At 28.0% G+C, this 24,389-nt stretch carries 23 protein-coding genes and 2 tRNA genes; 12 read left to right on the forward strand and 13 right to left on the reverse strand.

The window, feature by feature from the left end; genetic code table 11:
• Positions 1-134: 134 nt before the first annotated feature.
• The 6 genes from QIA22_RS03225 to fusA form a co-directional block, all read right to left on the reverse strand.
• Positions 135-207 (reverse strand) — tRNA-Lys (locus tag QIA22_RS03225).
• 107 nt (positions 208-314) lie between these two features.
• Positions 315-387 (reverse strand) — tRNA-Lys (locus QIA22_RS03230).
• Positions 388-435: 48 nt separating this feature from the next.
• Positions 436-1,080 (reverse strand): tetratricopeptide repeat protein, encoded by a 645-nt coding sequence (locus tag QIA22_RS03235; RefSeq protein ID WP_301611728.1) that lies wholly within the window; start codon positions 1,078-1,080, stop codon positions 436-438.
• Complete coding sequence (locus tag QIA22_RS03240; RefSeq protein WP_002557125.1) at positions 1,077-1,433, reverse strand: bactofilin family protein; 357 nt, start codon at positions 1,431-1,433, stop codon at positions 1,077-1,079. The genes QIA22_RS03235 and QIA22_RS03240 overlap by 4 nt, the downstream gene beginning before the upstream one ends.
• A gap of 65 nt (positions 1,434-1,498) precedes the next feature.
• Complete coding sequence (locus QIA22_RS03245; protein ID WP_301611730.1) at positions 1,499-2,197, reverse strand: Bax inhibitor-1/YccA family protein; 699 nt, start codon at positions 2,195-2,197, stop codon at positions 1,499-1,501.
• A 23-nt stretch (positions 2,198-2,220) separates the two neighbouring features.
• Positions 2,221-4,302 carry an elongation factor G gene (gene fusA / locus QIA22_RS03250; protein ID WP_301611732.1) on the reverse strand — a complete coding sequence of 694 codons (2,082 nt, stop codon included), beginning with the start codon at positions 4,300-4,302 and terminating at the stop codon, positions 2,221-2,223.
• A 306-nt stretch (positions 4,303-4,608) separates the two neighbouring features.
• Here fusA and QIA22_RS03255 point away from each other — a divergent pair, with 306 nt between their 5' ends.
• The 5 genes from QIA22_RS03255 to QIA22_RS03275 all read left to right on the forward strand — a co-directional run bounded on the left by QIA22_RS03255 (position 4,609) and on the right by QIA22_RS03275 (position 9,162).
• Complete coding sequence (locus QIA22_RS03255) at positions 4,609-4,836, forward strand: KTSC domain-containing protein (RefSeq protein ID WP_301611733.1); 228 nt, start codon at positions 4,609-4,611, stop codon at positions 4,834-4,836.
• Positions 4,837-5,074: 238 nt separating this feature from the next.
• Positions 5,075-5,602, forward strand: coding sequence for a tetratricopeptide repeat protein (locus QIA22_RS03260; protein WP_301611734.1), 528 nt, complete (start codon positions 5,075-5,077; stop codon positions 5,600-5,602).
• 120 nt (positions 5,603-5,722) lie between these two features.
• Entirely contained in the window at positions 5,723-6,373 is a 651-nt protein-coding gene (locus QIA22_RS03265; protein WP_301611736.1) for a hypothetical protein, read from the forward strand.
• A gap of 200 nt (positions 6,374-6,573) precedes the next feature.
• Positions 6,574-7,794 (forward strand): ribose-phosphate pyrophosphokinase, encoded by a 1,221-nt coding sequence (locus tag QIA22_RS03270; RefSeq protein ID WP_301611738.1) that lies wholly within the window; start codon positions 6,574-6,576, stop codon positions 7,792-7,794.
• A gap of 3 nt (positions 7,795-7,797) precedes the next feature.
• Positions 7,798-9,162, forward strand: coding sequence for an FGGY-family carbohydrate kinase (locus QIA22_RS03275; RefSeq protein WP_301611740.1), 1,365 nt, complete (start codon positions 7,798-7,800; stop codon positions 9,160-9,162).
• On the opposite strand, the gene QIA22_RS03280 is transcribed toward QIA22_RS03275, so the two are convergent.
• From QIA22_RS03280 to QIA22_RS03305, 6 genes are read right to left on the reverse strand one after another with little or no spacing between them, the layout of a single operon-like run.
• Complete coding sequence (locus tag QIA22_RS03280; RefSeq protein WP_301611741.1) at positions 9,145-9,954, reverse strand: SPOR domain-containing protein; 810 nt, start codon at positions 9,952-9,954, stop codon at positions 9,145-9,147. The two genes, QIA22_RS03275 and QIA22_RS03280, sit on opposite strands and share 18 nt — an antisense overlap.
• Positions 9,938-10,555: a dephospho-CoA kinase gene (gene coaE, locus QIA22_RS03285; RefSeq protein WP_301611742.1), complete on the reverse strand. Its 618-nt coding sequence runs from the start codon at positions 10,553-10,555 to the stop codon at positions 9,938-9,940. The genes QIA22_RS03280 and coaE overlap by 17 nt, the downstream gene beginning before the upstream one ends.
• A complete protein-coding gene (gene polA, locus QIA22_RS03290) occupies positions 10,537-13,263 on the reverse strand; it encodes a DNA polymerase I (RefSeq protein ID WP_301611744.1) in 2,727 nt (908 codons plus the stop codon). The genes coaE and polA overlap by 19 nt, the downstream gene beginning before the upstream one ends.
• The gene (locus QIA22_RS03295) at positions 13,260-13,658 is read right to left on the reverse strand and encodes a hypothetical protein (protein ID WP_301611745.1); all 399 of its coding nucleotides are present in this window, start codon (positions 13,656-13,658) and stop codon (positions 13,260-13,262) included. The genes polA and QIA22_RS03295 overlap by 4 nt, the downstream gene beginning before the upstream one ends.
• Positions 13,648-14,067: a flagellar export chaperone FliS gene (locus tag QIA22_RS03300; protein WP_301341686.1), complete on the reverse strand. Its 420-nt coding sequence runs from the start codon at positions 14,065-14,067 to the stop codon at positions 13,648-13,650. The genes QIA22_RS03295 and QIA22_RS03300 overlap by 11 nt, the downstream gene beginning before the upstream one ends.
• A gap of 8 nt (positions 14,068-14,075) precedes the next feature.
• Positions 14,076-14,456, reverse strand: coding sequence for a response regulator (locus QIA22_RS03305; RefSeq protein WP_301611747.1), 381 nt, complete (start codon positions 14,454-14,456; stop codon positions 14,076-14,078).
• 241 nt (positions 14,457-14,697) lie between these two features.
• Here QIA22_RS03305 and ligA point away from each other — a divergent pair, with 241 nt between their 5' ends.
• Positions 14,698-16,680, forward strand: coding sequence for an NAD-dependent DNA ligase LigA (ligA, locus tag QIA22_RS03310; protein ID WP_301611748.1), 1,983 nt, complete (start codon positions 14,698-14,700; stop codon positions 16,678-16,680).
• 21 nt (positions 16,681-16,701) lie between these two features.
• Here the strand turns inward: ligA and QIA22_RS03315 are convergent, their stop codons facing one another.
• Entirely contained in the window at positions 16,702-18,192 is a 1,491-nt protein-coding gene (locus QIA22_RS03315; protein WP_301611750.1) for a hypothetical protein, read from the reverse strand.
• Between the two features lie 280 nt (positions 18,193-18,472).
• Here QIA22_RS03315 and QIA22_RS03320 point away from each other — a divergent pair, with 280 nt between their 5' ends.
• From QIA22_RS03320 to crr, 6 genes are all read left to right on the forward strand, one after another.
• Positions 18,473-20,338 (forward strand): hypothetical protein, encoded by a 1,866-nt coding sequence (locus QIA22_RS03320; protein ID WP_301611751.1) that lies wholly within the window; start codon positions 18,473-18,475, stop codon positions 20,336-20,338.
• Positions 20,325-20,792 carry a hypothetical protein gene (locus QIA22_RS03325; protein ID WP_301611752.1) on the forward strand — a complete coding sequence of 156 codons (468 nt, stop codon included), beginning with the start codon at positions 20,325-20,327 and terminating at the stop codon, positions 20,790-20,792. Before QIA22_RS03320 ends, QIA22_RS03325 begins: the two co-directional genes overlap by 14 nt.
• Positions 20,785-21,654, forward strand: coding sequence for a xanthine dehydrogenase family protein subunit M (locus QIA22_RS03330; protein ID WP_301611753.1), 870 nt, complete (start codon positions 20,785-20,787; stop codon positions 21,652-21,654). Before QIA22_RS03325 ends, QIA22_RS03330 begins: the two co-directional genes overlap by 8 nt.
• 136 nt (positions 21,655-21,790) lie before the next feature.
• Positions 21,791-22,051, forward strand: coding sequence for an HPr family phosphocarrier protein (locus tag QIA22_RS03335; RefSeq protein WP_301611755.1), 261 nt, complete (start codon positions 21,791-21,793; stop codon positions 22,049-22,051).
• Positions 22,052-22,070: 19 nt separating this feature from the next.
• Positions 22,071-23,792, forward strand: coding sequence for a phosphoenolpyruvate--protein phosphotransferase (gene ptsP / locus QIA22_RS03340; RefSeq protein WP_301611757.1), 1,722 nt, complete (start codon positions 22,071-22,073; stop codon positions 23,790-23,792).
• Positions 23,793-23,794: 2 nt separating this feature from the next.
• On the forward strand, positions 23,795-24,364 hold the full coding sequence (gene crr, locus QIA22_RS03345) for a PTS glucose transporter subunit IIA (RefSeq protein WP_301611759.1): 570 nt from the start codon (positions 23,795-23,797) through the stop codon (positions 24,362-24,364).
• Positions 24,365-24,389: the final 25 nt, after the last annotated feature.

Raw genomic sequence — 24,389 nt, forward strand, 5'->3', positions numbered from 1 at the left:
TTTCTGGGGGTTGCTAGAAAGCAAGAATGTTTTTAACCTATTATTTTATTAGCAAGACATCCTCTAGGGGAATCGAACCCCTCTTGCCAGGATGAAAACCTGGAGTCCTAACCGATAGACGAAGAGGACAAAAATGAGCTCAGTAGGACTCGAACCTACGACAAACGCCTTAAAAGGGCGCTGCTCTACCACCTGAGCTATGAGCCCAAAAGTCATTTTATGACCATTGAAAGTAATGATATATTTATTTTCCAATAATGTCAAGTTAAATTGGCATAAAATTAATAATTTATACCAAAAAGTATTTAACAATTTGAGCTGCACAGGACTTGAACCTGTAACCAGCGGATTAAGAGTCCGATGCTCTACCACTTGAGCTAGCAGCCCAGTTTATTAATTTGCTAACAATAAGAATAAGTTTTTATAAATTGAATGTCAAGGTTTGTTGTTGCTTTTTTTTAATTCTTCTAGTAAATTTTTTGCTTCTAGGTTATTAGGAGAGATTGTAAGAAGCTTAATTAGTGCTTCTTCTGCTAATATTTTATTTTTTGCATTTATTCTTGATCTTGCTAATTTTATCAATAGATTTTGGTTATTAGGAAAAAATCGCAATGCATGTTCGTATGCAAAATCGGCTTCATTGTATCTTTTTAGCTCATAGAAAGAATCTGCAATCAAATTATAAACTTTTATTATTCTTGCTCCTTTAGAATCAAGGCTAATGTATTCTTGAAAATATTTTAATGCATTTTCATAATTTTTTTGAAAAAAATAAGCTTCTCCTAGCGCTTGAATAATTCTTATGTCATATTTTTTAATACCAAGTCCTATAATCGCCTCTTTTTCAGCTCTTTTGTATTCTCCTATGGCTATTAAGCTCCATATTAATATTGTTCTAGCATCTAAGTTGCTAGGATTTAGTCGAATTTCTTCTAACGTGTTTAAAATAGCTTCTTTAAATTTTCCTTCTTTATATAGAAGAAGAGAGTCTTCTTTTTCTTTAGGCTGTGATTGTCCAAATAATAAGCTTGAATTGGATAACAGAATTAAAGTTATTTGCAATAGAAAAAAAAATTTCATTCTTCTAAATCCTCCATTTCACAATTCCCTTTAAATATTGCTCCAGAATCAATAAAAAGTTCTTTGGTTTTAATGTTTCCTATTAACTTGCCGGTTTTGTAAATTTTAATTGTTTTTAAAGCTTCAATATTTCCTTTTATTTTGCCATGATTTAATAAATGTTGACATTTTATTTCAGCTTCAACATCAGCTTTTTCTCTTAGATAAATTGAGTTTGATGAGTTTATTAAGCCTTTGAGTTTTCCTTCTATTATTATTGGCTTATTGCTTTCAATATATCCTTCAAACTCAAAATTTTTTTTTATTACATTTTGAGTGCTACTTTCTTCGAATTCTAAGCTATCTATGCTCATTGAACCCTCTAAAAATGAATGCTTTTGCCTTTAAGCATTCATTTTTGATTGAATTTTTTATGAATTTAGTCGTTTCTTCTTTGGCCCAAAAATCTTAAAAGATATAAGAATAAATTTATAAAATCTAAATAAAGTTTAAGTGAGGCTACAACCGCCATTCTGTTTTTTATTTCGGTGTCGTCTTGTAGCATGTTATCCATTTTGGAAATATTTTGAACGTCATAAGCTGTTAGGCCTGTAAATATGACTACACCTAAAATAGATATAAGGAAATTAAGCCCTGAGCTTCTAAAAAACATGTTAACAAGAGATGCAATAATGATTCCCCATAAGCCCATTATTAGATAGCTTCCCATTTTTGTTAAATCTTTTGTTGTAGTGTATCCATAAACAGACATTCCAAGAAATGTTCCAGCAGTAATTCCGAATGTGAATACTATTGATCCTTGTGTATAAATCATAAATATAGAAGATAATGTTACTCCTGTTAGTGCTGAGTAGAGTAAGAAAAGAGCTGTTGCAGTATTGCTTGATATTTTATTAAGAGCACCACTTATTGCATAGATAAGTCCAAATTGTATAAGTATTATAGCCATAAATGACATTGGATTTGATAATATTATTGCTTTGATTGTTTGATTTTCTGAGGTTGTATATGCAAACATTGCTGAGATTAAAAGTCCAATTGACATAAGCCCGAAAACTTTGGCTAAAAACTTGTTTTTTATTAGTATTTCTTGTTTTTCTTGTGTTAAATCGATCATAATAAAGCCTCCTTATTATTTTATTAAGATTTGTTTTGATCGTTAAATTTTTTGCGAAGTTCATCAAATATAGCGCTTGGAACTTTTCCATACTTTAAGAATTCCATTGAGAATTCTGCTTTTCCTTGGGTAGAGGATCTAAGGACTGTTGAAAATCCAAACATTTCGCTTAAAGGCACCTCAGCCTCAACTTTTGAAAAACTTCCGTCTTCTAGCGAGCCTGTTATTATTCCTCTTCTTTGGTTTAAAAGTCCAAACATATTGCCTTGGAATTCAGTGGGTCCTTCAAGGGTAACTTTCATTATTGGTTCAAGGATTGTGGGCTTTGCTTTTTCATAAGCCTCTCTAAAAGCGCCAATTGCTGCTAATTGGAATGCAATATCAGATGAGTCAACAATGTGATATTGGCCATCATTGATTGTAATTTTTATGTCAACTATTGGAAAGCCAATTAATGTTCCCTTTTCCATTGCTTTTTGGAATCCTTTGTCACATGATGGGATATATTCTGTTGGGATTACTCCCCCTTTTATTAGATTAACAAATTCGTACGTTTCTCCTTCTTTGTTAAGAGGTTCCATAAACCCTGCAACTCGTCCAAATTGTCCAGCTCCTCCAGATTGCTTTTTGTGAGTATAGTTAAATTCAGCTTTTCTTGTAATCGTTTCTCTATAGGCCACTTGTGGCATTCCGGTTTCAACTTCTGCCTTGAACTCTCTTTTCATTCTTTCAATGTAAACTTCTAGGTGTAGTTCTCCCATGCCTTGAATTATTGTTTCGTTTGATTCAATGTCAACATAAGTTTTAAATGTTGGATCTTCTTTTGTGAATCTTCCAAGGGCTTTAGCCATATTGTCAGCAGATTTTTTATCCTTCGGTTTTACAGAAAGAGAAATTACTGGATCTGGAATAAACATTGATGTCATTGAATAGTTGATAGATGGATCACAAAAAGTATCGCCTGATGCGCATTCTATTCCAAATAAAGCAACAATATCGCCACTTCCTCCAAATTCAATGTCTTCCGTATTATTAGCGTGCATTCTGATAAGTCTTCCGACTTTGAATTTTTTAGAAGTTCTTGAGTTGATAAGTTCTTGTCCTTTTTTTAAAATTCCTTGATAGATTCTTACATAGGTTAACTGTCCGTATTGTCCGTCTTCAAGTTTAAATGCAAGAGCAACAGTTGGGAGGTCGTTGTCAATTTTAAGATCGATTTCTTTTTCATTATTATTAAGGTCAAGAGCGGTGTTTTTTATATCATGAGGGGATGGCAAAAATCTGGTTACAGCATCTAAGAGCAATTGCACCCCTTTGTTTTTATAAGCAGATCCCATAAATACAGGGCACAATTTTAAAGCCAATGTTCCTGTTCTAGTTGCATTGTATATTATTTCGGTAGGAACAACTTTTCCTTCCATGTGCAATTCCATAAGCTCGTCATTAAAGTCGGCAAGGGTGTCAAGCATTATTTCTCGTTTGCTTTTTGCTTCTTCTAAGAGATCTGAGGGTATTTCTTTTTCTATTATTTCTGTTCCATCTTTTCCTTCAAAATAGTAGGCTTTCATTAATACAAGGTCTATAACTCCAATATGTTTATCTTCTAATCCAATTGGGATTTGCATTAAAACGGAGTTTAAGTCAAGTTTTGACTTTAGTTGATCTTTTACATTGTAGGGATTTGCTCCGGTTTTATCGCATTTGTTTACAAATGCAAGGCGCGGCACACTATATCTTTTAAGTTGTCGATCAACAGTTATTGATTGGGACTGAACTCCTGCAACAGAATCAAGAACTAATATTGCTCCGTCAAGCACTCTAAGAGATCTTTCAACTTCAATTGTAAAATCTACGTGCCCGGGTGTATCAATAATATTTATTGGGAAATCTTTCCATTCAACGTGAGTTGCAGCTGATGCTATTGTGATTCCTCTTTCTCTTTCAAGTTCCATTGAGTCCATTGTTGCACCAACTCCATCTTTGCCCTTTACTTCGTGAATTGCATGAATTTTATTACAATAAAAAAGAATGCGTTCTGTAAGAGTAGTTTTTCCTGAGTCAATGTGTGCGCTAATGCCTATGTTTCGTAATTTATTGTAGTCCATTAGACTTTGTTCCTCCTGATGATATGTGAATAGAAGATTAACTATCTTAGTAATTTTACAAAATTTTTTTTTAAAAATCTATCTTATATCGTTTTAATATTATTAAATATTTGGAAGTTTAAACTATTTTGTATGATATTTGACAGCTTGCTTGATTAAATTTGGATTAATGTATATCCTTATATTAGGGAATATATCATTTAGTAGATTTTGATTTTATTGATTAAAACTTTTTATTTTTTATTTAGTGAATTAACTCTTACTTTATTATTATACTCCTAAGATAATTATTTGGAGGAATTTGAGTTGGAAACTTTAACAATATCTAATGAATTGAGCAAAATATCACAGGTAGGTTACGATTCTGCTGTGTCTGAGCTTTCTGTGTTTTTTAAGGATGGAAGAGCTTATAAGTATTTTAAGATTGAACCAAGACATTTTAGTGCAATATCTAAACTTGTTGAGGACAGAAGATCAGTTGGTAAATATTTAACAGAAAATGTATTTAACAAATATGACCAAGAAAAGCTTTAATTTGTTTTTTAGATAGTATTAAAAGCCCTTTTGTTTTTAAAGCAAGAGGGCTTATTTATGTTTATGACTAGCTTTTAGAGTGATAAATTTTGTTTTATAGTCATCAAGATGGTTTATTTAATTTTAAAATTCAACAGCATTTAAGTTTTATATTTTGATTATTATTAGATTTAATGTTTTTGCTGCTTTGAATAATTTAAATAGTATAAATAGTATTAAGGATTCAAGTAAGTTTTTTATGTATAAATTATTGTTTATTATTGCTTTTGTTTTGTCTTGCAGCTCTATTTTTAAGGAATATCAAAACATATCAGACGAATATTATAAGCTTGCTAAATTAAATGAAGAGCTTGGTAATGATGAGACTTCTGTTTTGCTTTATGAAAAATCTATTAAATTTAATATTAATGCTGGTGATGATTCAAGTTATAATTTTATTTTAGCTTGCATTAATTTGAAAAAATATGCAGAGGCTGAGTTAAAACTTAATTCTATTATAAAAGAAGATCCAGAGAATATTTTGTTAATTAATCTTAAGGGATATTTGCTATTTAAGAAAAATGATTTGGACAATGCTTTGACTAATTATTTGAAAACTTTAGAATTTGCGCCTGCAAATAAAGAAGCTCTATTTAATATTTTTTATATTTATCATTTAAAGAGCGACAAAAAAAATGCAAAAAAATATATCTCAAAATATAAAGAGCTAAATCATCCTATACCAAGTGGTGTGGAAGAAATAGTGTCTTCTGTTCTTAAGAGTTAATTTTTTAGTTTTTATGTTTACTTTTACTTTGTGGTAATCTTTATGGTAATTATTATATAATAAGGTATGCAATATAAACCCTGTTTTATTTTTCATAAATTTTTGTAGGAGAGTTTGTATATGATTAGGCTTAAAGTTTTAATTTTGTGTTTTTTTGGGATTATTGTGGTAAATGGTTTTACAGATACTAATTTTGAATTCAATTTTGGCGGTGGGATTGCTTTTCCTGTTAGTCCCTTTTCAAGCTTTTACAATGAGGCTTTAGAGATTAATGCAAAGCTTAAGCAAAATTTGCCTTCAGATTTATCCCCAATTGAAAAAGAAGAGATAGTCCAAAATTTTTCCGATTTAGCCAATATTGCTAAAGCTGGAATAAAATATGGAACTTATGCGCAATTTGGTGCTAAATTTGATGATTTTGTTTCTATTGGATTTGAGCTTTTGTTTGACATGAATCTTCTTAAAGCAATAAAGCGTTCAGATGGAACTGCAAATGAAAATTTCTCGTTTATTATGGCAATAACACCGAGATTTTATACAAAATTAGATTTTTTTGTTTTAGCTTTAGCGTTTTTCACAGGTCCTAAGATCAATATAACAACTTCTTCTGCAGATTCTGTTTTAGCAGAATTGGGAACAATGGGCTGGGATATTGGTGCTAGACTTTCATTCTCTTTTTTAATTCTTGAAGGTTACTATATTTGGAATATTAAAAACCCTAAATTTTCTGATTTCAAGTTTGGAATAGGTTTTGAATTTGGAATTGTGTAATTTATTTAATTTTGTTTTTAGGATTATGTATAATATTTGGTTTTCTTATTAATAAGATTTTTCGATTTTTCTTTTTATTATTAAGGCTAAAATATTTTAATAACCTTGCTTTGAAAAATTTTAGTTGTTTTTGTGTGTATAAGTTTTATTAATTGTCAAATTAAGATTGTTGAGATTTTAAAAAAAGAACGAGGAGCTTGGTGAATTTACTTAAAAAAAAATCAATAGGAATTATTGCTTGTCCTGGGGGTAGGGTTTTTGCTAGCAAAATAATAGAAGAGCTTGACAGAATATTTATAAATATTGAAAATGAGATTATAGACAGTATATGTCAAGATTCTAAAGCCTTAAAGGAAGAAATTTTTAAGATTGAAAAAGTTTTATCTCCTTTTTTAGAAGGGCTTAGTTTATCTACTCTTAAAAGTAAAGAGCCTTTAGAAATTCCTGTAAAATTTGTTAAATTTGCCAATGGTGAATTTAAAACTGAAATTTTAAAAACAATCAGAAATAAGGATATTTTTATTGTTCAAGATGTTGCTAATGCTTATGAAGTTGAGATAAGCAGTAGTGAAAAAATAATTATGACAGTTAATGATCACATAATGAATTTAATGACAACAATAGATGCTTGTATGCAGGCTAAAGCCAATTCTGTTAGTGTTATTATTCCGTCTTATCCTTATTCAAGGCAAGATAAAAAGCATTCAAGAGAATGTTTAACAGCAAGTCTTATTGGAAGATTTTTAGAAGAGTTGGGCATTAGACATATTTTAACCTTGGATATTCACTCAAAGGCTATTGAGAATGTATTTAGAAAAGTTTATTTTGAGAATTTAAATGTTTCTTATGAAATCTTTAATTCTCTTAAGGATTTAATAGACATTAGAGATTCTAATTTGGTCATTGTTTCACCCGATACAGGTGCTGTAAGTAGAAATAAATTTTTTGCATCAAGTCTTAAGAGTCCCCTTGCTTTGCTTTATAAGGAGAGAGATTATTCAAGAGTTTCAAATGATGTTGTTGATTCAAATATTTCTGTAACCAAGCTTTTAGGAGATGTTGAAGGTAAGAATGTTTTTATGAGCGATGACATGTTAGCTACTGGGGGTACTCTCATTAAGGCAATGAAATTGCTTAAAAGCATGGGTGCTAAAAAGATTATATGTGGAATTAGTTTGCCGTTTTTCAATGGAGATGCTATTAAATATTTTGATAAAGCTTATGAGGAAGGATATTTTTATAAAATAATTGGAACGAATGCCGTTTGTCATAATGATGAATTAATAAATAAGCCTTGGTATCATGAGGCTAATGTTGCGCCTCTTTTTGCAGAGGCAATATTTGCAATTTATAATAAAGTTGGTTTACAAAAAATTCTTGATAGAAAGGATGATATTCAGAAATTGATTACCAAGGGTTAATTTATGAATGCTCTTAGTATTGATATTGGTACCAGTGTTTTAAAAGCAGCACTAGTTAGTTCTGAAAGTGGAGTTTTAAGTTATATTGATATTAGTTATTCAGATTATTTTGAAGTTGATTTCGAAAATTTTGACTTTAATATATGGCTTTTTTCTTTTAAGAAAGCCATATCCAATTTTCAGCCTAATAAAATAGATTGCATTTCTGTTGGTGGTATTTCACCATGTTTGATTGCTTTAAATTCAAATTTAATTCCTTTGGAAGTTTTGCATTGGAATTCTCTTAAAATTAAGCCTTATTTTAGGGGAAAATCTGTATTTTTGCCTTACGTACTTAGTACGGTTGAAAGAGGAACATATTCTAAAATAAGCTATTTTGTTTCTTGTTTTGAGTATTTTATTTATTTGCTTACAGGAAAGCTTTTTACAAGCTTTCCAAGCATAGAGTATATTCCTTTTATTTGGGATGATATAGAAATAAAAAAATATGGGCTTGATAAGAACAAATTTCCTCCGTTCATAAAAATGGGAGAAAATGTTGGTGTTGTAACTTATAAAGCAGGAGTTGAATTTGGGCTAAATAGCGGAATTAGTGTAATTAATGCTGGAGCAGATTATTTGAATGTTTTGGTGGGAAGCGGTGCTTTTAAGGAAGGAATTGTGTCAAATAGAATGGGTACGAGTGAAGGGTTTAATTTTGTTTCAAGTACATATTTACCAGAATTTTCTCTAGAATATCCTTATTTTTTAGAAGGATTTTTTATTATTGGGAGAATTGTTCCTTTTGGATATTTGATTCAATTGTTAAAAGACAGTTTTTATAAGAAAAGCTTAACTTTTGAGTTACTCTTAAAAAAGATTGTTAAAAGTGCCACTTTAAATAATGTATACTTTTATCCAAGTAAAATTAAGCTTTTTAATGATTTATTTATTTTAGATCCTTGTCTTTGCAAAGATTTAAGTAAAGGAATTTTTGGTAGTATTAAAAATCCGCTGGAGATTGGTTTATCAATCCTTGAATTTGTATGTTTTGCTTTTTATAATAGATTGGTAGAGCTAAAAGACCGTAAAAAAGAAATTTTGAGTATTTTTGTTAGTGGATCTAATTCTGATAATTTGCTTTTAAATCAAATAAAGGCAAATATTCTTGGCAAAGATTTAAAGATTTTTGATTTTAAACATTCAGAGATTATTGGGGGAGCAATTCAAGCATTCTATTCTTTAAGGGAATTTAGCAGCTTAAATGATTCTTTTTTAAAGCTTACAAAGATTAAGCATGTTGTTTCGCCTGTTGTTGAGGTTCATGAAGAATATTTAGAAAAATATCAAAAATATATTAATAATTATAGTCTATTTGTTAACGGGTAATATATAAGTTTCTTTAAATTCGCCTATTCCTGCTATTTTTTTAAAGTCTGCTTTTGCTTCTGATTTTGTTTTATAAGGACCAGATCTTACTCTGTAAATATCTTTATTATCTACTGTTGCAGAATATATTTTAGCAACTATATTATATTTGAGTAATTTTTGAATGTAGTTATCTGCATTGATTGGATCTGAGAGTGATACAAATTGTATGTAATATTCTGTATTGGGATCATATATGTTATCAATATTTAAATTTTTTTGGGCTATGGGTTGAGGCTTTTCAATAATTTTTGATTTCTGAGAAGCATTAGGTATTTTTTGAGTTGTGGGTTGAGGTTTTTCAATAATTTTTGATTTCTGAGAAGCATTAGGTATTTTTTGAGTTGTGGGTTGAGGTTTTTCAATAATTTTTGATTTCTGAGAAGCATTAGGTATTTTTTGAGTTGTAGATTGAGGTTTTTCAATAATTTTTGATTTCTGGGAAGTATTAGGTATTTTGTTTTTGCTTGTAGGTTTTTTTTCTTTATTTAAATCTTGTGTTAAATCTATGATTATTTCATTTTGAGTTTCAGATACCTTTAAAGATTTTTCATTTTGGTCAACGTTTTCTAAGGTGTTTTGATCTTTATCTTCTTCTAAAACAATATTTTTTTCTGCAATGTCTGAGGCCAAATTTTTGTTTGGAAAGAAAATAATTGTTCCAAGAAATATTATGATACAAACTGTTGCAATCGAGGTTAATGCTACAAAAAATCCTTTATTATTATCATTGTTTTCATTCAAATCTTTCATAGTTAATTATCTCCTGCATTTTTTTTTCAATTTCTTTTTCTAGATATGCATAATTCTTGTTATTAATTATATTAATTATTTTTAAGTTTATAATATTTTTTTTAAAAAAAATATCTTTTTGGATTTTGAGTATTTTATTGATTATATTTGAGTCAATGTTTGGCATAGAATATGACAATCTTTTTTTTATTATAGAATTTTTTGCCTTAAGTACAATTATGTAGTCGCAAAGTTTTTCTAAATTTATTTTAAAAAGTAAAGCAGCATTAATTATTATTTTTGTAGATTTATTTTGGATTAGAATTTTTTTTATTTTGCTGAGTATGATTGGATGGGATATGCTTTCAAGTTTTTTTAATTCTTTATTATTATTAAATACAAGATTTCTTAGTAAGAGCTTGTCTATTTCATTTTTAGTATTTAATATTTTTTGATCAAATATTTCAACTATTTCTTCTTTTTTCTCATGTAATACTGAATGTCCAAGCTTGTCTGCATTTATTTCGTAAAATCCATATTTATTGCTAATTATTTTTGAAGCAGTATCTTTGCCAGATGCAATTTTTCCTGTTACTCCAATTATTAATGGATTTCTCCCCACGATTTACCCGTTTCAATATTTGCTTTTAAAGGCAAATTTAATGTGTAAGCACTTTCCATCATAATTTTTAAGATTTTCTTTACTTCATTTTCTTCTTCAATAGGAGATTCGATGAGCATTTCATCGTGTACTTGTAGCAATATTTTTGATTCCATTTTATTATTTTTAAATTCATTAAATACTTTGACCATTGCAATTTTCATGATGTCGGCTGCACTTCCTTGAATTGTGCTATTTATTGCTATTCTTTCAGCGGCAGATCTTTCTAGATAATTATTGCTATTAATTTCTTTTATATATCTTCTTCTTTTTAAGATGGTTTCGCTATATCCAGCATTTCTTACGAAGTTTATTTGATTTATTATAAATTCTTTGATTTTTGGATAAGAGTCAAAGTAAGAGTTTATAAATCCTTTTGCCTCTTCTTTGCTAATTCCCAATTCTTTTGCAAGTCTAAAATCTGACATTCTATAAATTATTCCAAAATTAATAGATTTTGCTATTCTTCTCAAGTTAGGAGTAATTTCTTTTTCCTCTATTTTGAAAAGCTTAGAAGCAGTTTCTGTATGAATGTCTTTATTGTTTTCAAATGCTTTAATAAGGGCTTCATCTTGTGATAAATGGGCAAGTATAGCAAGCTCAATTTGAGAATAATCAGCTGAAATAAAAATATTTCCATTTTCTGGTTTGAATGCTTTTCTTATTTTTCGCCCTTTTTCGTCTTTTATTGGTATGTTTTGCAAGTTGGGGTTTATGCTTGTGATTCTGCCAGTTGCTGTTTTTGTTTGTATGAAGCTTGTGTGCAGTCTGTTTGTTTTATAGTTTATTAGTTCTATCAAATTATCTGTGTAAGTGCTCTTCAATTTTGCAATTTGTCTATATTTTATTAGATTTTCAATTGATTCATGCTGTCCTCTAAGAGATTCAAGCACTTTTATATCAGTTGAATCTTTTTTCATTTTTTCTGGTAATTTTAGATTTAATTTTTCAAATAAAATTTCATGCATTTGTTTTGGAGAATTTAGATTAAAATCAATTCCTATGCTTTTTATTATTTCTTTTTCGATTAGTTCTAATTCTTTCCCAAGTTCTTTTCCATAGCCTTTTAAATATTCTTTATCAAGGTAAATGCCATTTTCTTCCATTTCTATAATTACCTTGTTAAAAGGCATTTCTATTTCGTGCATTAAATTGTCAAGTTTGTCTTCTTTTAATTTTTTGGTAAATATATTAAATAATCTAAATGTAATATCAGCATCTTCAGATGAATAGCTTGTTGCCATTTCTAAAGATATATTTGAGAAGTTATCATTTTTTTGAATCACATCTTCATATTTAATATTTTTATGCATTAAATATTTTTCTGCAAGAAAATCAAGCGATACTTTTGAGTTTGTGTCGATAAGGTATGCGGCAATCATTGTATCAAAATAAGGTGGTATGGGGCTAAATCCATTATTTTTAAGTATTTTATAGTCAAATTTATAATTTTGACCAATTATTTTTGGATTTGACTTAAAGAGATTGTTAAATTTTTGTATTATATAATTTTTTTCTATGTAAGTTTTTCCTTTGGCTTCGATTGGAATATAGTAACCTTCAAATTCTTTAAATGAAATGGAAATTCCAATTAATTTTGCTGTGTAAGTGTCAAGCGAAGATGTTTCTGTGTCTATTGATATGTATTTAGCCTTTTTAAGGCTTTCTATTAAATCATCAAGTTCTATTTTTGTTGTTATTGCGCGGTATTTAACATTTTCGGTGTCAATTGTATTTATGCTGTCTAAGTTGGTAGTAATAAGTTCTTGTTTAAATAAGCTTTTTTGGTCTGCATTTTCTTTTTCTTGTTTTAAGATATCCTTTTTATAAGTTTTTATTAGAGCAATTGCTGAATGCTTTTCAAATAAAGATATTAACTCTTCACTAAAATTTTTTAAGGCAAAATTTTCAATTTCTGGAATTTTTAAATTTTCTTCAAGACTTACAAGTTCGTAGCTTAAAAAAGCATTTTCTTTTTCTTTGATTAAAAGTTCTCGGTGATTTTTATTTATTAGTTCTAAATTTGAATATATCCCTTCTAAGGTTTTAAATTCTCTTAATAAATTTGCTGCTCCTTTTGGGCCAATGCCTTTTATTCCAGGAATATTATCAGATCTGTCTCCAACAATAGCCAAATAATCTTTTATTTGGAAGCTATTTACTCCAAATTTTTTTATTACGTAATCATTATCCATTTCAATAAAGCTGTTGTTTTCAATTTTAAGTATTTTTATGTAATCTGACATTGTTTGTAGCAAGTCTTTATCAGGAGAAATAATGTAAGTTAAATAGTTATTCTTTGCAGCCTTTTTAGCAAAACTAGCTAAAAGATCGTCAGCTTCGTAGCCCTCGATCTCAAAGATTGGTATTTTTGCCTTTAAAAGGCCTTCTTTTATCCATCCGATTTGAGGTATTAAATCATCCGGAGGTGCATCTCTTGTTGCTTTGTAGCTTGGATATTTTTGTTTTCTAAAGGTTGGTATCTCTGAGTCAAAGGTAATAATCAAATGTTCAGGATTTTTTTCTTTTATTATGAAAAATAATGTTTTAAAAAAACCAATAAATGCGTTTACATTTTCTCCTTGTGTATTTAAAAGTGGATAATTTTTCATTACGTGATAATTTCTAAATATTATGTTTAGTGCGTCAATTAGGTAAAGTTCTTTCATATTTTAATATCTAACATTATAGGAAAATTGTTTGCTGCAAGGTTTTGATGTTTTTTAATTTTTGGAATTTTTCTTTTTGCATTTGCAATTTGTTGCAAGATTTCACAACAAATTTGATATTTAATGTATATTTCTTCTTTTAATAGATTAATTTCTTTAATAAAGTATTCGAAATTATCCAATTTTTGGTTTTTAGATTTCAACCATGCATTTATTGTTTTATAATAGTTTTTGATTGATTCTAAGATTAAATCTTTTTTAGGATTGGTTATATTTAATATTCTTATTTCTTCTCTTTGCAATTCATCACTTTCTATTGTTAGTATTAATTTCAATTCTTTTAATTCTAATAACAAATTGCTAAAATATTTCTTTAAAATTTCATTAGCCGACAATATTGATTCCTAATTTGTTGTGAGTAACATTATTTTCTTTTTTTCTTAACTCTTTCCAGGTAAAGTTTAATATTTGCAATTGTTTTATAACATTGTCAATTTTATGTATTTCTTTTTTTAAAAGAACATTTTCTAGCTCTTTATTTAGAAACAAATATATTGAGAGTAAGTTTGTAGATATGTTTCCACCTTGTTCAAAATTTAAAGTTGACATTAATTCAGTAATGATTTCTTGTGCATGAAAGATTTTTTCATTGGCTTTAACCGCATTTTTCCAATTTCCATCTTTTATAAGCTCTTTTGCAACGTTTAAATCCTGTATTGCTTTCTCATAAAGCATTATCAATATTGAGAGGGGATTTGATGTGTTTATTTGTGTTTGTTTATATATTTTTTCTTTTGCTATCAAAATTTCCTCTAATCCAAAAGTTTAATTTGTTCTATTATTTGGTCTTTTTTAAAAGGTTTTGTAATATATCCTCTAGCTCCAAGAGATAGCGCTTTTTGTATTAATTCTTGCTTTCCAATAGCTGTAACCATTAATATATTAACCTTTTTAAGCAATTTTTTATTAATTTCATACATTCTCTCAAGAGCTGTGATTCCATCCATTCCCATCATTGTTATGTCGAGTGTTATTAAATCAATATTGCTTTGTTTTTCAAATTCTTTAATAGCCTGAATGCCATCTTCGGCTTCTAAAAATTCTTTAAATCCTAATTGACTTAAGATTTTTATTAGGTTTTTTCTCATAAAAAGCGAATCATCAGCTATTAAAGCTTTTTTGCTTTCTTCCAAACTAGCACTCCTTTTATCCATTTTAACATATTAAAATATCTTTAACGACAATTAAAATATAATTCACATTTTTATAATATTGTCTTTTTGATTGACATTTTTCTTTAAAGATTATTTTAATTTGAACATAAGTAAAATAATATGTATTTTGGGGGATATTTTATGGTGTATATAGTAAGGTCGGTTTTTGCTTGTTAGAATTGTTTGATAAAATAATAAAGGATATGTTAAATTTTACTCTATGAGCAGCAAAGTACAGCAAGAAATTGCAGATCTTAAGAAGTTGATTAGAAAGTGGGATAAAGAGTATTATGTTGACTCTTTGCCTAGTGTTGAAGATTTTGTGTATGATAAGCATATTTTAATGCTTAAAGAGCTGGAAAGTAAGTATCCCGAATATAAGACCTTAGATTCTCCTACTCTTAAATTTGGCAGTGATCTTTTAAATGACTTTAAAGAGGTTGAACATTCTGTTCCTATATTAAGTCTTGATAAGGTTTATGATCTTAATTTACTAAAATCATGGATAGATAAGATTGATTTTAATAATTCTTTTAATATTTCTGTTGAGCCAAAGATTGATGGATGTTCTATTGTTCTTTATTATAAAGATGGGATTCTTGAAAAAGCTCTTACTAGGGGTAATGGAAAATTTGGCAATGACGTTACTAAAAACATTAGAACCATTAGGTATATCCCTTTATTTCTTGATGAAAAGGTTGATTTAGTATTAAGGGGTGAGGCTTATATTACTAAAGAAAATTTTTTGAAAATAAATAAATTTTTAGAAAAGCCTTATACTAATTCTAGAAATTTGGCTTCAGGAATACTTAGAAGGGTTGATAGTAGAGAGGTCGCTAATTTTCCTTTAAATATTTTTATTTATGATTTTTTGAATGCTGGATTGGAGTTTAAAACTAATGACTTAGCTACTTTAAGACTTAAGAAATTGGGGTTTAAAGTAAATCCTTTGATTAGGTTTTTTGATCAAAAAAGTTCAATCTGCGAAGTTTTAGATTATATAGCAGATATAACAAAAAAAAGAGATTCTTTTGAATATGAAATAGATGGCGTTGTTCTTAAGGTTAGTGATTTTGCTTTAAGAGAAAAATTGGGGTATACTGCTCACCATCCTAAATGGGCAATGGCTTACAAATTTGAAGCGCTTTCAGGTGTTAGTAGGGTAAATAGCATTGTTGTTCAAGTTGGACGTAGTGGTAAAATTACTCCGGTTGCAAATATTGATAAAGTTTTTGTTTCAGGGGCTTTTATTACTAGCGCAACATTACACAATCAAGATTATATAACGTCTATTGATTTGAATGTTGGTGATGTTGTTAAAGTTTCAAGAAGAGGAGATGTAATTCCTGCTGTTGAAATGGTGATAAATAAATTTTCAACAGGATTTTTCAAGGTTCCTAATAATTGTCCAGCTTGCAAAACCGTTTTAGTAAAAGAGGGGGCACATTTTTTTTGTACAAATAATAATTGTCCCTCAGTAGCAGTCGAGAGAATAAAATATTTTTGTAGTAAAAATTGTATGGATATTGAAGGGTTTTCCGACAAGATAATTTCTTTTCTTTTTGAGAAAAAATTTATTTCTTCAGAAATTGATCTTTATACATTTGATTTTTATAAACTTCTTGCATTTAAAGGGTTTAAAGATAGAAAGATAAATAATTTAATAAATTCAATTGAATCTAGTAAAAAAAAGCCATTTAGTAAATTACTTCTTAGCATGGGAATTAAAGATTTAGGAGAAAACACAATAAGGTTGTTATTCCTTAATAATTTAAATTCGTTTTCAAAACTTTTTAAGCTTTGCCAAGATAAAGATTTTGCTTTTTCAACATTATTGAAAATTAAAGGCATAGGGGAAAAAATTGCTTTAAATATTATTGAAGCTTTTAATGATTCGATAATGCTTAATAAGTTTAAATTTTTTGAAAACTTGAAATTTAAAATGGAAGAGTTTATTACGATTGATGATGAGAATAAGTTATTAGTTGGTAAAAAGTTTTGCATTACTGGAACTTTTAATGGTTATTCCAGGTCTATTGTTATTGACAAGCTAAAAAATAAAGGAGCAATTTTTAACACTTGCGTGACCAGGAGTTTAGATTTTCTTATTGTGGGAGAAAAAGCCGGATCGAAGCTTAAAAAAGCTTTGAGTTTAAATATAAAAATTATGTCTTTTAAAGACATAAAAAGTTATTTAGATTAGTTGGATTTAAAGTGTTTGTTTTTATTTAATTATTTTTATTTGCTTAAATTCAGACTTTAGATTTTTATACATAATTCCTAGTTCGTGGATATTTTTGACTTCTATTAAGTTTCTGAAAAATTCTTCTTTATTTTTTAGAGCAGGGTTAATGAAATATTTTTCAAATTTATATTTTGAGATTATTTCATGATTTTTTAAAGCTTCATTTAAATTATTAGTTGGATTTATTTCAATATAGTATGTGTTTTCTTTTTTAAATGCAAATTGATTCCCCTTTTCTTTAAATTTATAGTTATTAAGATATATGTCGGGGTAGATTTGAAAATCTGCTGTTTTGATCATAGTTGTTTTTGAGGCGCTTTTAGTATTTTCTTCTAGATCTTGGCTTTCATTTTTTTCTGTGGGCTTTAAATATTCCTTTTCTAATTTCTTATTTTCTTCTAAATCGTCATTTTTATTTGTAATACTTGGGATGAAAGTTTCTTCGTTTAAAGGTTTTTGAAAAATTTCTTTTTTTTTAAAATTGTTTAATTCTTTTTGAAGTTTTAAAATAGTTTCTTCATTCTCTTTTATTTTATCTTCTAATTCTTTGAGCTTGTGTTTATCAGTTCTTATTTTTTTTTGATTCTCCTTGTTTATTGCTTCATTTGCGCTGATTTTTCTTTTTAGATCATTGATTATTCTTCCTATTGAAGACAAGTTTTCCTCAATTTCTTCTAAGTTTTTATCTGAGTTATCTTTTTTTTTAAAATTTCTTAATTCTCTTTGTAAGTCTAAAATAGTATTTTCATTGTCGTTGATTCTGTCTTCAAGTTCATCGATTTTTTTTTCATTAATAGCATAATATTTTTCGTTTTCATTAAGATTTTCTTTTAGATTGTTTATTATTCCTTCATTAGAAGGGTAATTGTCCTCATTTGCTTCTTCGATTTCATCATTATATTCATAATTTTCTTCAAAATCATCATCAGCTTCTTCTTCAATGTTTTCAATATTTATTTTTTCGTAATTTTCATCTGTTTTAGGTTGAGCTTTTTTGCTAAGGAGCTTTTTTATTTCTTCTATTTCGTTTTTTAATTTATTGGTTAAAATTTCATATTTTTTTGCTTTTTTTTCGATTGATTCTATTTTTTTATTTTCATTTTCCGACGCTTTTTGATTTTTGTTTTTTAAAAGCTTTTCTATATTTTTAATCTTATTTTCATAATTTTCAATTACAGATTTTAGATCATTTTCGTCCATTCTTTTTTTGGGCAGGCTTTTATCTCTTATGTTTTCTGGCAATTTCAGATCTTTACCCTTTTTGGGGTCTTTATAAGAAACTATGTTTTTGTTTAAATGTTTTGAGGTATTTATTTGATCACTTTTGTTCTCAGCGCTTTTAAATTCTTCGCTTAAGTCTTCTAGGGGAATTTCAATGCTAGAGTAACTTATTGTATTATTGGCTCCAAATAATGATATACATAGAAGTATTAGAAAATATTTAAAGCTTCGATTTTTTGCTTTATTCATAAGGTCCTTGTTTTTATTTAGAAAACATCTATAATTTATAATGTTAGCATAATTTGTTTATTTATCAAAAGTGATAAATAAACATCGGGGCTATTTTTATTGACAAATAGTGCTGATTTCAAATTAGTTTTAATTGAATTTTTTATCAAGTTGCTTTTAAGCTTGTTGCATATGTTGGTAAGGTCAGCTGTTTCTGAAATTTTATTTTTTAATCCTTTTTTATTTATGCAATGTTAGGTTTTTACTAATTTAATTTTTTTGTTTAGTGGGGTTTGCGAGTTTGACAAATGTGGATGCACATGAATTTTGGGCTTTGCCAGTTTGCTGTAATGTTAAAGATTCTTTTATTGAAGATTTTAGTTTTATAGATGAACATATAAGTTCAATTTTTAGCATCAGTTATAAAGATAATATAACTTTAAAGTTTAGAGATTTTGTTGATTCTAATGAATTTAATTTAAAGCTTTTTGATAATAAAATAAGCTTTAAAGGTCAAATTCCTTTGGTTTTATATTCAGACAATTTGGATTATTTGCTAAAAGCGGAAAAAAGCGTTCTTTTTAATCTAAGAGTTGGTGATGTGAGCAATAGTTATTCTTCTGGATTTACAAAGAAAGAATCTCAAACTTGCAATGTTTTGAATGCTTGTTATGAATTTAGTGATTACAATAGTTTTTCAGACGACTTTATTTTAGTTAAAATATTTTTTGATTCTGAAAATTTAATTATTGATGCTAATGTAGACAATATTTCTTTTTTAAAATTTTTTATTAGTGAAAATTTTGGTGTAAGTAAAGACAAAATAAAAATCAATTCTCTTAATAATTACTGGTCTAGCTCTATTTTCCCTATTTCTTTTAATGCAATTTTACAAGGCATTGTAATTTCAAAAAAGATTAATAAAAGGGTTAATGTTGTTTACTACAAAAGACATTTTGGAATTTTAGATAATTTAAATTTAACTTTTTCAGTTTCTAATTGTTTATTGGCAGATAATAAGCTTTCAAAGATTGTTTTAGAAATTATAATAAATAGACCTTTAAATTTTTTATATAAATTTTATTTTAAATTTATTAATAAAATTTTCAAAAATTTGTTTTTTGATGGGTTTTTAGAAATTTTTTTTGTTGAGAATAAAAGTGATTTCATCTTTTTTTATGACAATCTTTTGGCATTTGAGACTTCTGTTTATAATTTTATTTATTCCAATTTTTATAATCTTGCTTTGTCGATCTCTTGTGAGCCAATAGGTTATTTGCTTACTCAGATTAAAGGTGATTATAGTAGGTTTTTAAAAATTTTTAAAAAACTAGATATAAAAAATTCTTTAATAAAGAAATCTTCTGTTTTAAGTGTTAATAAGGATTATGATATTTTTGATACTAGTCGAAGGGGAGTTGGTTTTGCTTATTTGAATTCAAACACTTATTTTTTAAGTGAAGAGCAATATGTTGTTGCTTTCTTGTATAAGGACGAATTAAATGTATTTTTGCCCTACAGCATTATTGACAACAATTTAAGCAACTATTTGAAAAATAGTTTGGCTAAAACATTGGGCTTGACCTATAGCAATATAAACTTTTTGATAGACGAGAGCGTATTAGATTTTGCCAATTTTTATAATCTTCTTTTTAAAGATCCTTATTTGATTGAAAAAGCAATTTTAAGTATTAAAAACAATTTTTCTTCTTTAATAGGTGGTGCAGATTTTGTAAATGGATATCCTGTTATTGTTAAAGAAAAAATAGCTATTAGCGATGTTAATGATTGCGTGCTTGGGTGTTCTGTTGAACTTAAATTTGAATTTTATTCTCTTAGTGCTGTTTTTAGCAATGTAAGCTTTTTTGTAGAGCAAGGCAAATTTTCCAAGCTTAAGCTAAATAACAAAAGAATTCGTACAATATTTGGGTTAGCGGTTGATTATGTATTTTGTCGTGCTAATGTAAGTTGTGATATTAAAAATTGTTTAAGCTTAGAGTTTGTTGAAGATGGTGAGTTTGTTTTTTCTTTTAGAAGTGTTTTTATTGTTTCTGTTTCTGCAATTCGAACTGCTTTGATTCAAGTATTTGATTTTAATGCAAGCAGCACCCCTCTTGATTTTGAAGAAATTTTAAATAGTTGGAGTATAAAAATTGACATTAATTAATTTCAATTTAAATGGAGAGAGTATTTCAAAAAAGATCAGTCTTTCTTTGGGGACTAGAAATCTTTTGGATTCTATTTTTTTTGCTAAGAATGATAGTTTGGAATACATTGTTAATAACAGATTTTTTTTAATTTTATTGGATTTCAAACTTGTTTATTCTGATTTAATTCCCGCTTTTATTTTAAATGGGCGGAGTATACTTACCCTTGAAGGACTTAAGAAAAAAAGTTTTTATAAGCATATGCAAAAGATTTTATTAGAAGACGATTTTAATTTTTGTAGCAATTGTTTTGAATCTAATGTTTTGCTGTTTTATTACTTTTTGGTAAATGAGATTGTAAGTAAATCAGATATTTTAGGCTATAGAAATTCGTTAAAATGTAATTGTATGGATGTTAATACTTTTTTATCTCTTTATTTGAAAGCTGAAGAATTGTATAGAAAAAATGGCTAATGTTAAGGTTTATTATCCTGAAAGTTTTAATATACTATCTAATTTATTTAACAAAAATTTAAATAATTATATCATTTATAATGAGCTAGATTTTAAAAAAAATCTCAGTTTGTTTAATAGAGAAACACCTGTTGATAATTTTTTTATTGTTGGTAATTTTGAAAAATTTAATAAGGTGTCTTTAAGGGGTAATTTTCTTGAAATGGGGCCGTGTGTTACTTATAACGAGATACTTCGGATTGGTAAGAAAAATATTCCAAGTTTGTTTTATGAATTTATTTCAAAATTTAATGATAAAATATATTTAAATAGCATTAACCTTGCAAATGGGTTTTATTATAAAAACACCGTTTTTGATATTTATCCTTTACTGTTAAGCCTTGATGCCCAAATTGAGTTTAAAAATATTTTAACCAAAAAAACCTATGTTTTTAGTGCTTATAATTTAAATAGAGCTGAGTATATTGCAAATCGAAGCACTGTTCTTGTTACCAAATTTAAATTTCCAATGATGAATTTATGGAACAGAAGTTTTTATCATAAAATATTTTTCAATACCTTATCTTTTGATATTTTAGAAGAAGCGGATATTATTTTTATATGCATTCTTTTAAACATAAAAAGAGACATTATAAATGATTTTTTGTTAAAAATATTTTATGATGACAAGGTGATAGTCATAAAGGATTTTCAGGTTTTGCTTTTAAACAAATCTTTGCCGCTTTCATTTTCTGAGATAGAAAATTCTCTTAAAATGTTGGATAAAAATATAAGAGATTTTAAAAATTTTAATATAGGAGAGAGAAATTTAAAGCTAATAAAGAATTTTTATTTAGACATATTAATGAGTTTTAATTTTTAATTATTCGAATAAGTTTAATTACTATCTTTAGTATGCTATATTTCTTATATAAAGGGAATATATAATTTATTTTTATGTATTATAATGTAAAAAGTTAATCAAAAAATAATATTCATAATGAGGGGTTTCTGTACTTATGGTAAAAAAAGAAGCAATTATTAAGGCTGTAAACGGTTTACATGTTAGGCCTGCATCAACTTTTGTAAAAAAAGCTAAAGAATATTCTAGTGATATAACAATAGAATCTGATGGAAAATCTGTTAGCGGAAAAAGTTTGTTTAGACTTCAAACTTTAGAATTATCAGCAGGTAAAAGGCTTTTGATATGTGCTGAGGGTGAGGATGAGGAGATCGCTGCTTCAGAGCTTGCAGAGCTTATCGAATCTTTTAAGGAATGAATTTAGAAGGATTTAAGTTATGACTTTATCGGGCAAAAGAATATCCAAAGGGATAGGCATTGGAGAAGTTCTTTGTATTAGGAAAAATTTTGATAAAACTATAAGCAGAGAAAAAATAGACTTTTCTCAAGTTGATAGCGAGATATCAAAATTCAATAAAGCGAAGTCAAAAGCAATTGAAGCTCTTAAGAATCTTGAGAGAAAAGCTATGCTTCAATTTGGAGATGATAAAAAAGGTATTTTTGAAGGCCAAGTGTTGATCGTTGAAGACGATGAGCTTTCCGAACTTGTTATTGAGTTTATTACAAAGGAAAATTATAGCGCCGCTTATTCTATTTATTTGGCGTTTGAAAATTTAGTTAAAAGTGTAGAAGACTATAAAGATCCTTATTTAAAAGAAAGAGCGTCTGATTATAAGGACATTAGAAATAGATTAATTTCTATAATTTTAGGCCAAGTAACCGATTTTTCTGAGATTAATAAAGATATTATTCTTGTTACCGAGGAATTAACCCCATCTGATACCATGCAATTTGACTTAAATTATGTTAAAGGGTTTTTAACTGCGGTTGGAGGAGAAACTTCTCATGCTGCCATTTTAGCAAGAACAATGGGGCTTCCAGCGCTTGTTATGACTTTGTTAGATATTGATGAGTTAAAGGATGGCGATAAAATAGTAATTGATGCAATATCTTCTATTGTTATTAAAAATCCTTCTTCTGTTGAGCTTGATCTTTATGAAGGTAAGATTTTGCGTCAAGTAGAGATGGAAAAAGAGCTTTTTTCTTTAAAAGATAAAGATGCTGAAACAAAAGATGGCGTAAAGGTGTTTTTAAAGGCAAATATTGGAACACCTGTTGATGTTACTTATGTTAATAAATATGGTGTTGAAGGAATAGGTCTTTTTAGAACAGAATTCTTATATATGAAATCTTTACAACCTCCAACAGAAGATGAGCAGTTTGAAACTTATAAAAGAGTTATAGAAACAATGGAAAAAAAAGGGGTTGTTACGATTCGTACTCTTGATGTTGGTGGGGATAAAGAAATTCCCTATCTTAATTTTAAGAAAGAGGAAAATCCCTTTTTGGGATTTAGGGCGCTTAGGATGTACAAGGAATATGAGGAATTGATCCAGGCGCAGTTTAATGCTATTTTTAGGGCCAGCCATTATGGGAAGATAAGGGTAATGGTACCTATGCTTACCAGGTATGAAGAGATAGAAACAATAGAATATTTTGTGAATAATGCAAAAATTAACTTAAAGTCTAGAGGTTTGCCTTTTGATGAAAATTTGGAAGTGGGTTGCATGATAGAAGTTCCTTCTGCAGCTTTAATTTCTTCTAAACTTGCCAATAAATTGAAATTTTTTAGTATAGGGACCAACGATTTAACCCAATATGTTTTAGCTGTTGATCGTGGTAATCAAAAAATATCAAATTTATATGATAAGTATAATCCTGCTGTGTTGAAATTAATCAAAAAGGTTCTTGATGATGGTGTTAGCTCTGGAATTGATGTGTCTGTTTGTGGTGAGCTTGGAGGAGATGATGCTGGAGCACTTATTCTTGTAGGCCTTGGATTTAGGTCTTTAAGTATGATTCCTGGCGCTACACTTAGAATTAAATATTTGCTTAAAAAGTACACAGTAATGGAATTAGAAGAATTGGCAAATAAGGTTTTAAATAGTGATTCCGAGCGAGAAACTTTAAGTTATTTTGATAAATTTATAGGAGATTAGTTATGGGGTTTTTAGATTTTTTTAAAAAAACCGCTACATTGGATTTGATTGCTCCGATTAGTGGAAAAGTTATGTCAATTGATAAGGTTCCCGATGAAGCTTTTGCTGAAAAAATAGTTGGTGATGGAATTGCAATTCTTCCAACAAGTAATGAGTTGTTAGCGCCTTGTGATGGGAAAATAGGTAAAATTTTTAAAACCAATCACGCCTTTAGTCTTGAAACTAAAGAGGGCGTTGAAATTTTTGTCCATTTTGGAATTAATACTCTTAATTTAAATGGCAAGGGTTTTACAAGAGTTGCTGAAGAGGGCACCAATGTTAAACAAGGTGAAGTTATTATTAGACTTGATCTTGAATATTTGAAAGAACATTCAGAATCCGTTATTACTCCAGTTGTTATTGCAAATTCTGATGAAGTTTCAAGCATAGAATATTCTTTTGGAAGGCTTGAAAATGATTCTGAATATATTTTGTTGTCCTCAACCGTTTTAACAGAAGAAATTAGGCATAAAATCTCTCAAACAAAGCCTGTTACAGCAGGCAAAGATTTGGTGTTGCGAGTTAAAAAGTAAAAAGAGAGAGCTTAAAACTCTCTCT

Source organism: Borreliella kurtenbachii, from assembly GCF_030437945.2.
Classification (GTDB): Bacteria; Spirochaetota; Spirochaetia; order Borreliales; family Borreliaceae; genus Borreliella; species Borreliella carolinensis.

What these genes read in the sequence shown, in the direction of transcription:
- QIA22_RS03235 (WP_301611728.1), bottom strand. Translation starts at nt 1,080, where the DNA reads ATGAAATTTTTTTTTCTATTGCAAATAACTTTAATTCTGTTATCCAAT.
- QIA22_RS03240 (WP_002557125.1), bottom strand. Translation starts at nt 1,433, where the DNA reads ATGAGCATAGATAGCTTAGAATTCGAAGAAAGTAGCACTCAAAATGTA.
- QIA22_RS03245 (WP_301611730.1), bottom strand. Translation starts at nt 2,197, where the DNA reads ATGATCGATTTAACACAAGAAAAACAAGAAATACTAATAAAAAACAAG.
- fusA (WP_301611732.1), bottom strand. Translation starts at nt 4,302, where the DNA reads ATGGACTACAATAAATTACGAAACATAGGCATTAGCGCACACATTGAC.
- QIA22_RS03260 (WP_301611734.1), top strand. Translation starts at nt 5,075, where the DNA reads ATGTATAAATTATTGTTTATTATTGCTTTTGTTTTGTCTTGCAGCTCT.
- QIA22_RS03265 (WP_301611736.1), top strand. Translation starts at nt 5,723, where the DNA reads ATGATTAGGCTTAAAGTTTTAATTTTGTGTTTTTTTGGGATTATTGTG.
- QIA22_RS03275 (WP_301611740.1), top strand. Translation starts at nt 7,798, where the DNA reads ATGAATGCTCTTAGTATTGATATTGGTACCAGTGTTTTAAAAGCAGCA.
- QIA22_RS03280 (WP_301611741.1), bottom strand. Translation starts at nt 9,954, where the DNA reads ATGAAAGATTTGAATGAAAACAATGATAATAATAAAGGATTTTTTGTA.
- polA (WP_301611744.1), bottom strand. Translation starts at nt 13,263, where the DNA reads ATGAAAGAACTTTACCTAATTGACGCACTAAACATAATATTTAGAAAT.
- ligA (WP_301611748.1), top strand. Translation starts at nt 14,698, where the DNA reads ATGAGCAGCAAAGTACAGCAAGAAATTGCAGATCTTAAGAAGTTGATT.
- QIA22_RS03315 (WP_301611750.1), bottom strand. Translation starts at nt 18,192, where the DNA reads ATGAATAAAGCAAAAAATCGAAGCTTTAAATATTTTCTAATACTTCTA.
- QIA22_RS03330 (WP_301611753.1), top strand. Translation starts at nt 20,785, where the DNA reads ATGGCTAATGTTAAGGTTTATTATCCTGAAAGTTTTAATATACTATCT.
- QIA22_RS03335 (WP_301611755.1), top strand. Translation starts at nt 21,791, where the DNA reads ATGGTAAAAAAAGAAGCAATTATTAAGGCTGTAAACGGTTTACATGTT.
- ptsP (WP_301611757.1), top strand. Translation starts at nt 22,071, where the DNA reads ATGACTTTATCGGGCAAAAGAATATCCAAAGGGATAGGCATTGGAGAA.
- crr (WP_301611759.1), top strand. Translation starts at nt 23,795, where the DNA reads ATGGGGTTTTTAGATTTTTTTAAAAAAACCGCTACATTGGATTTGATT.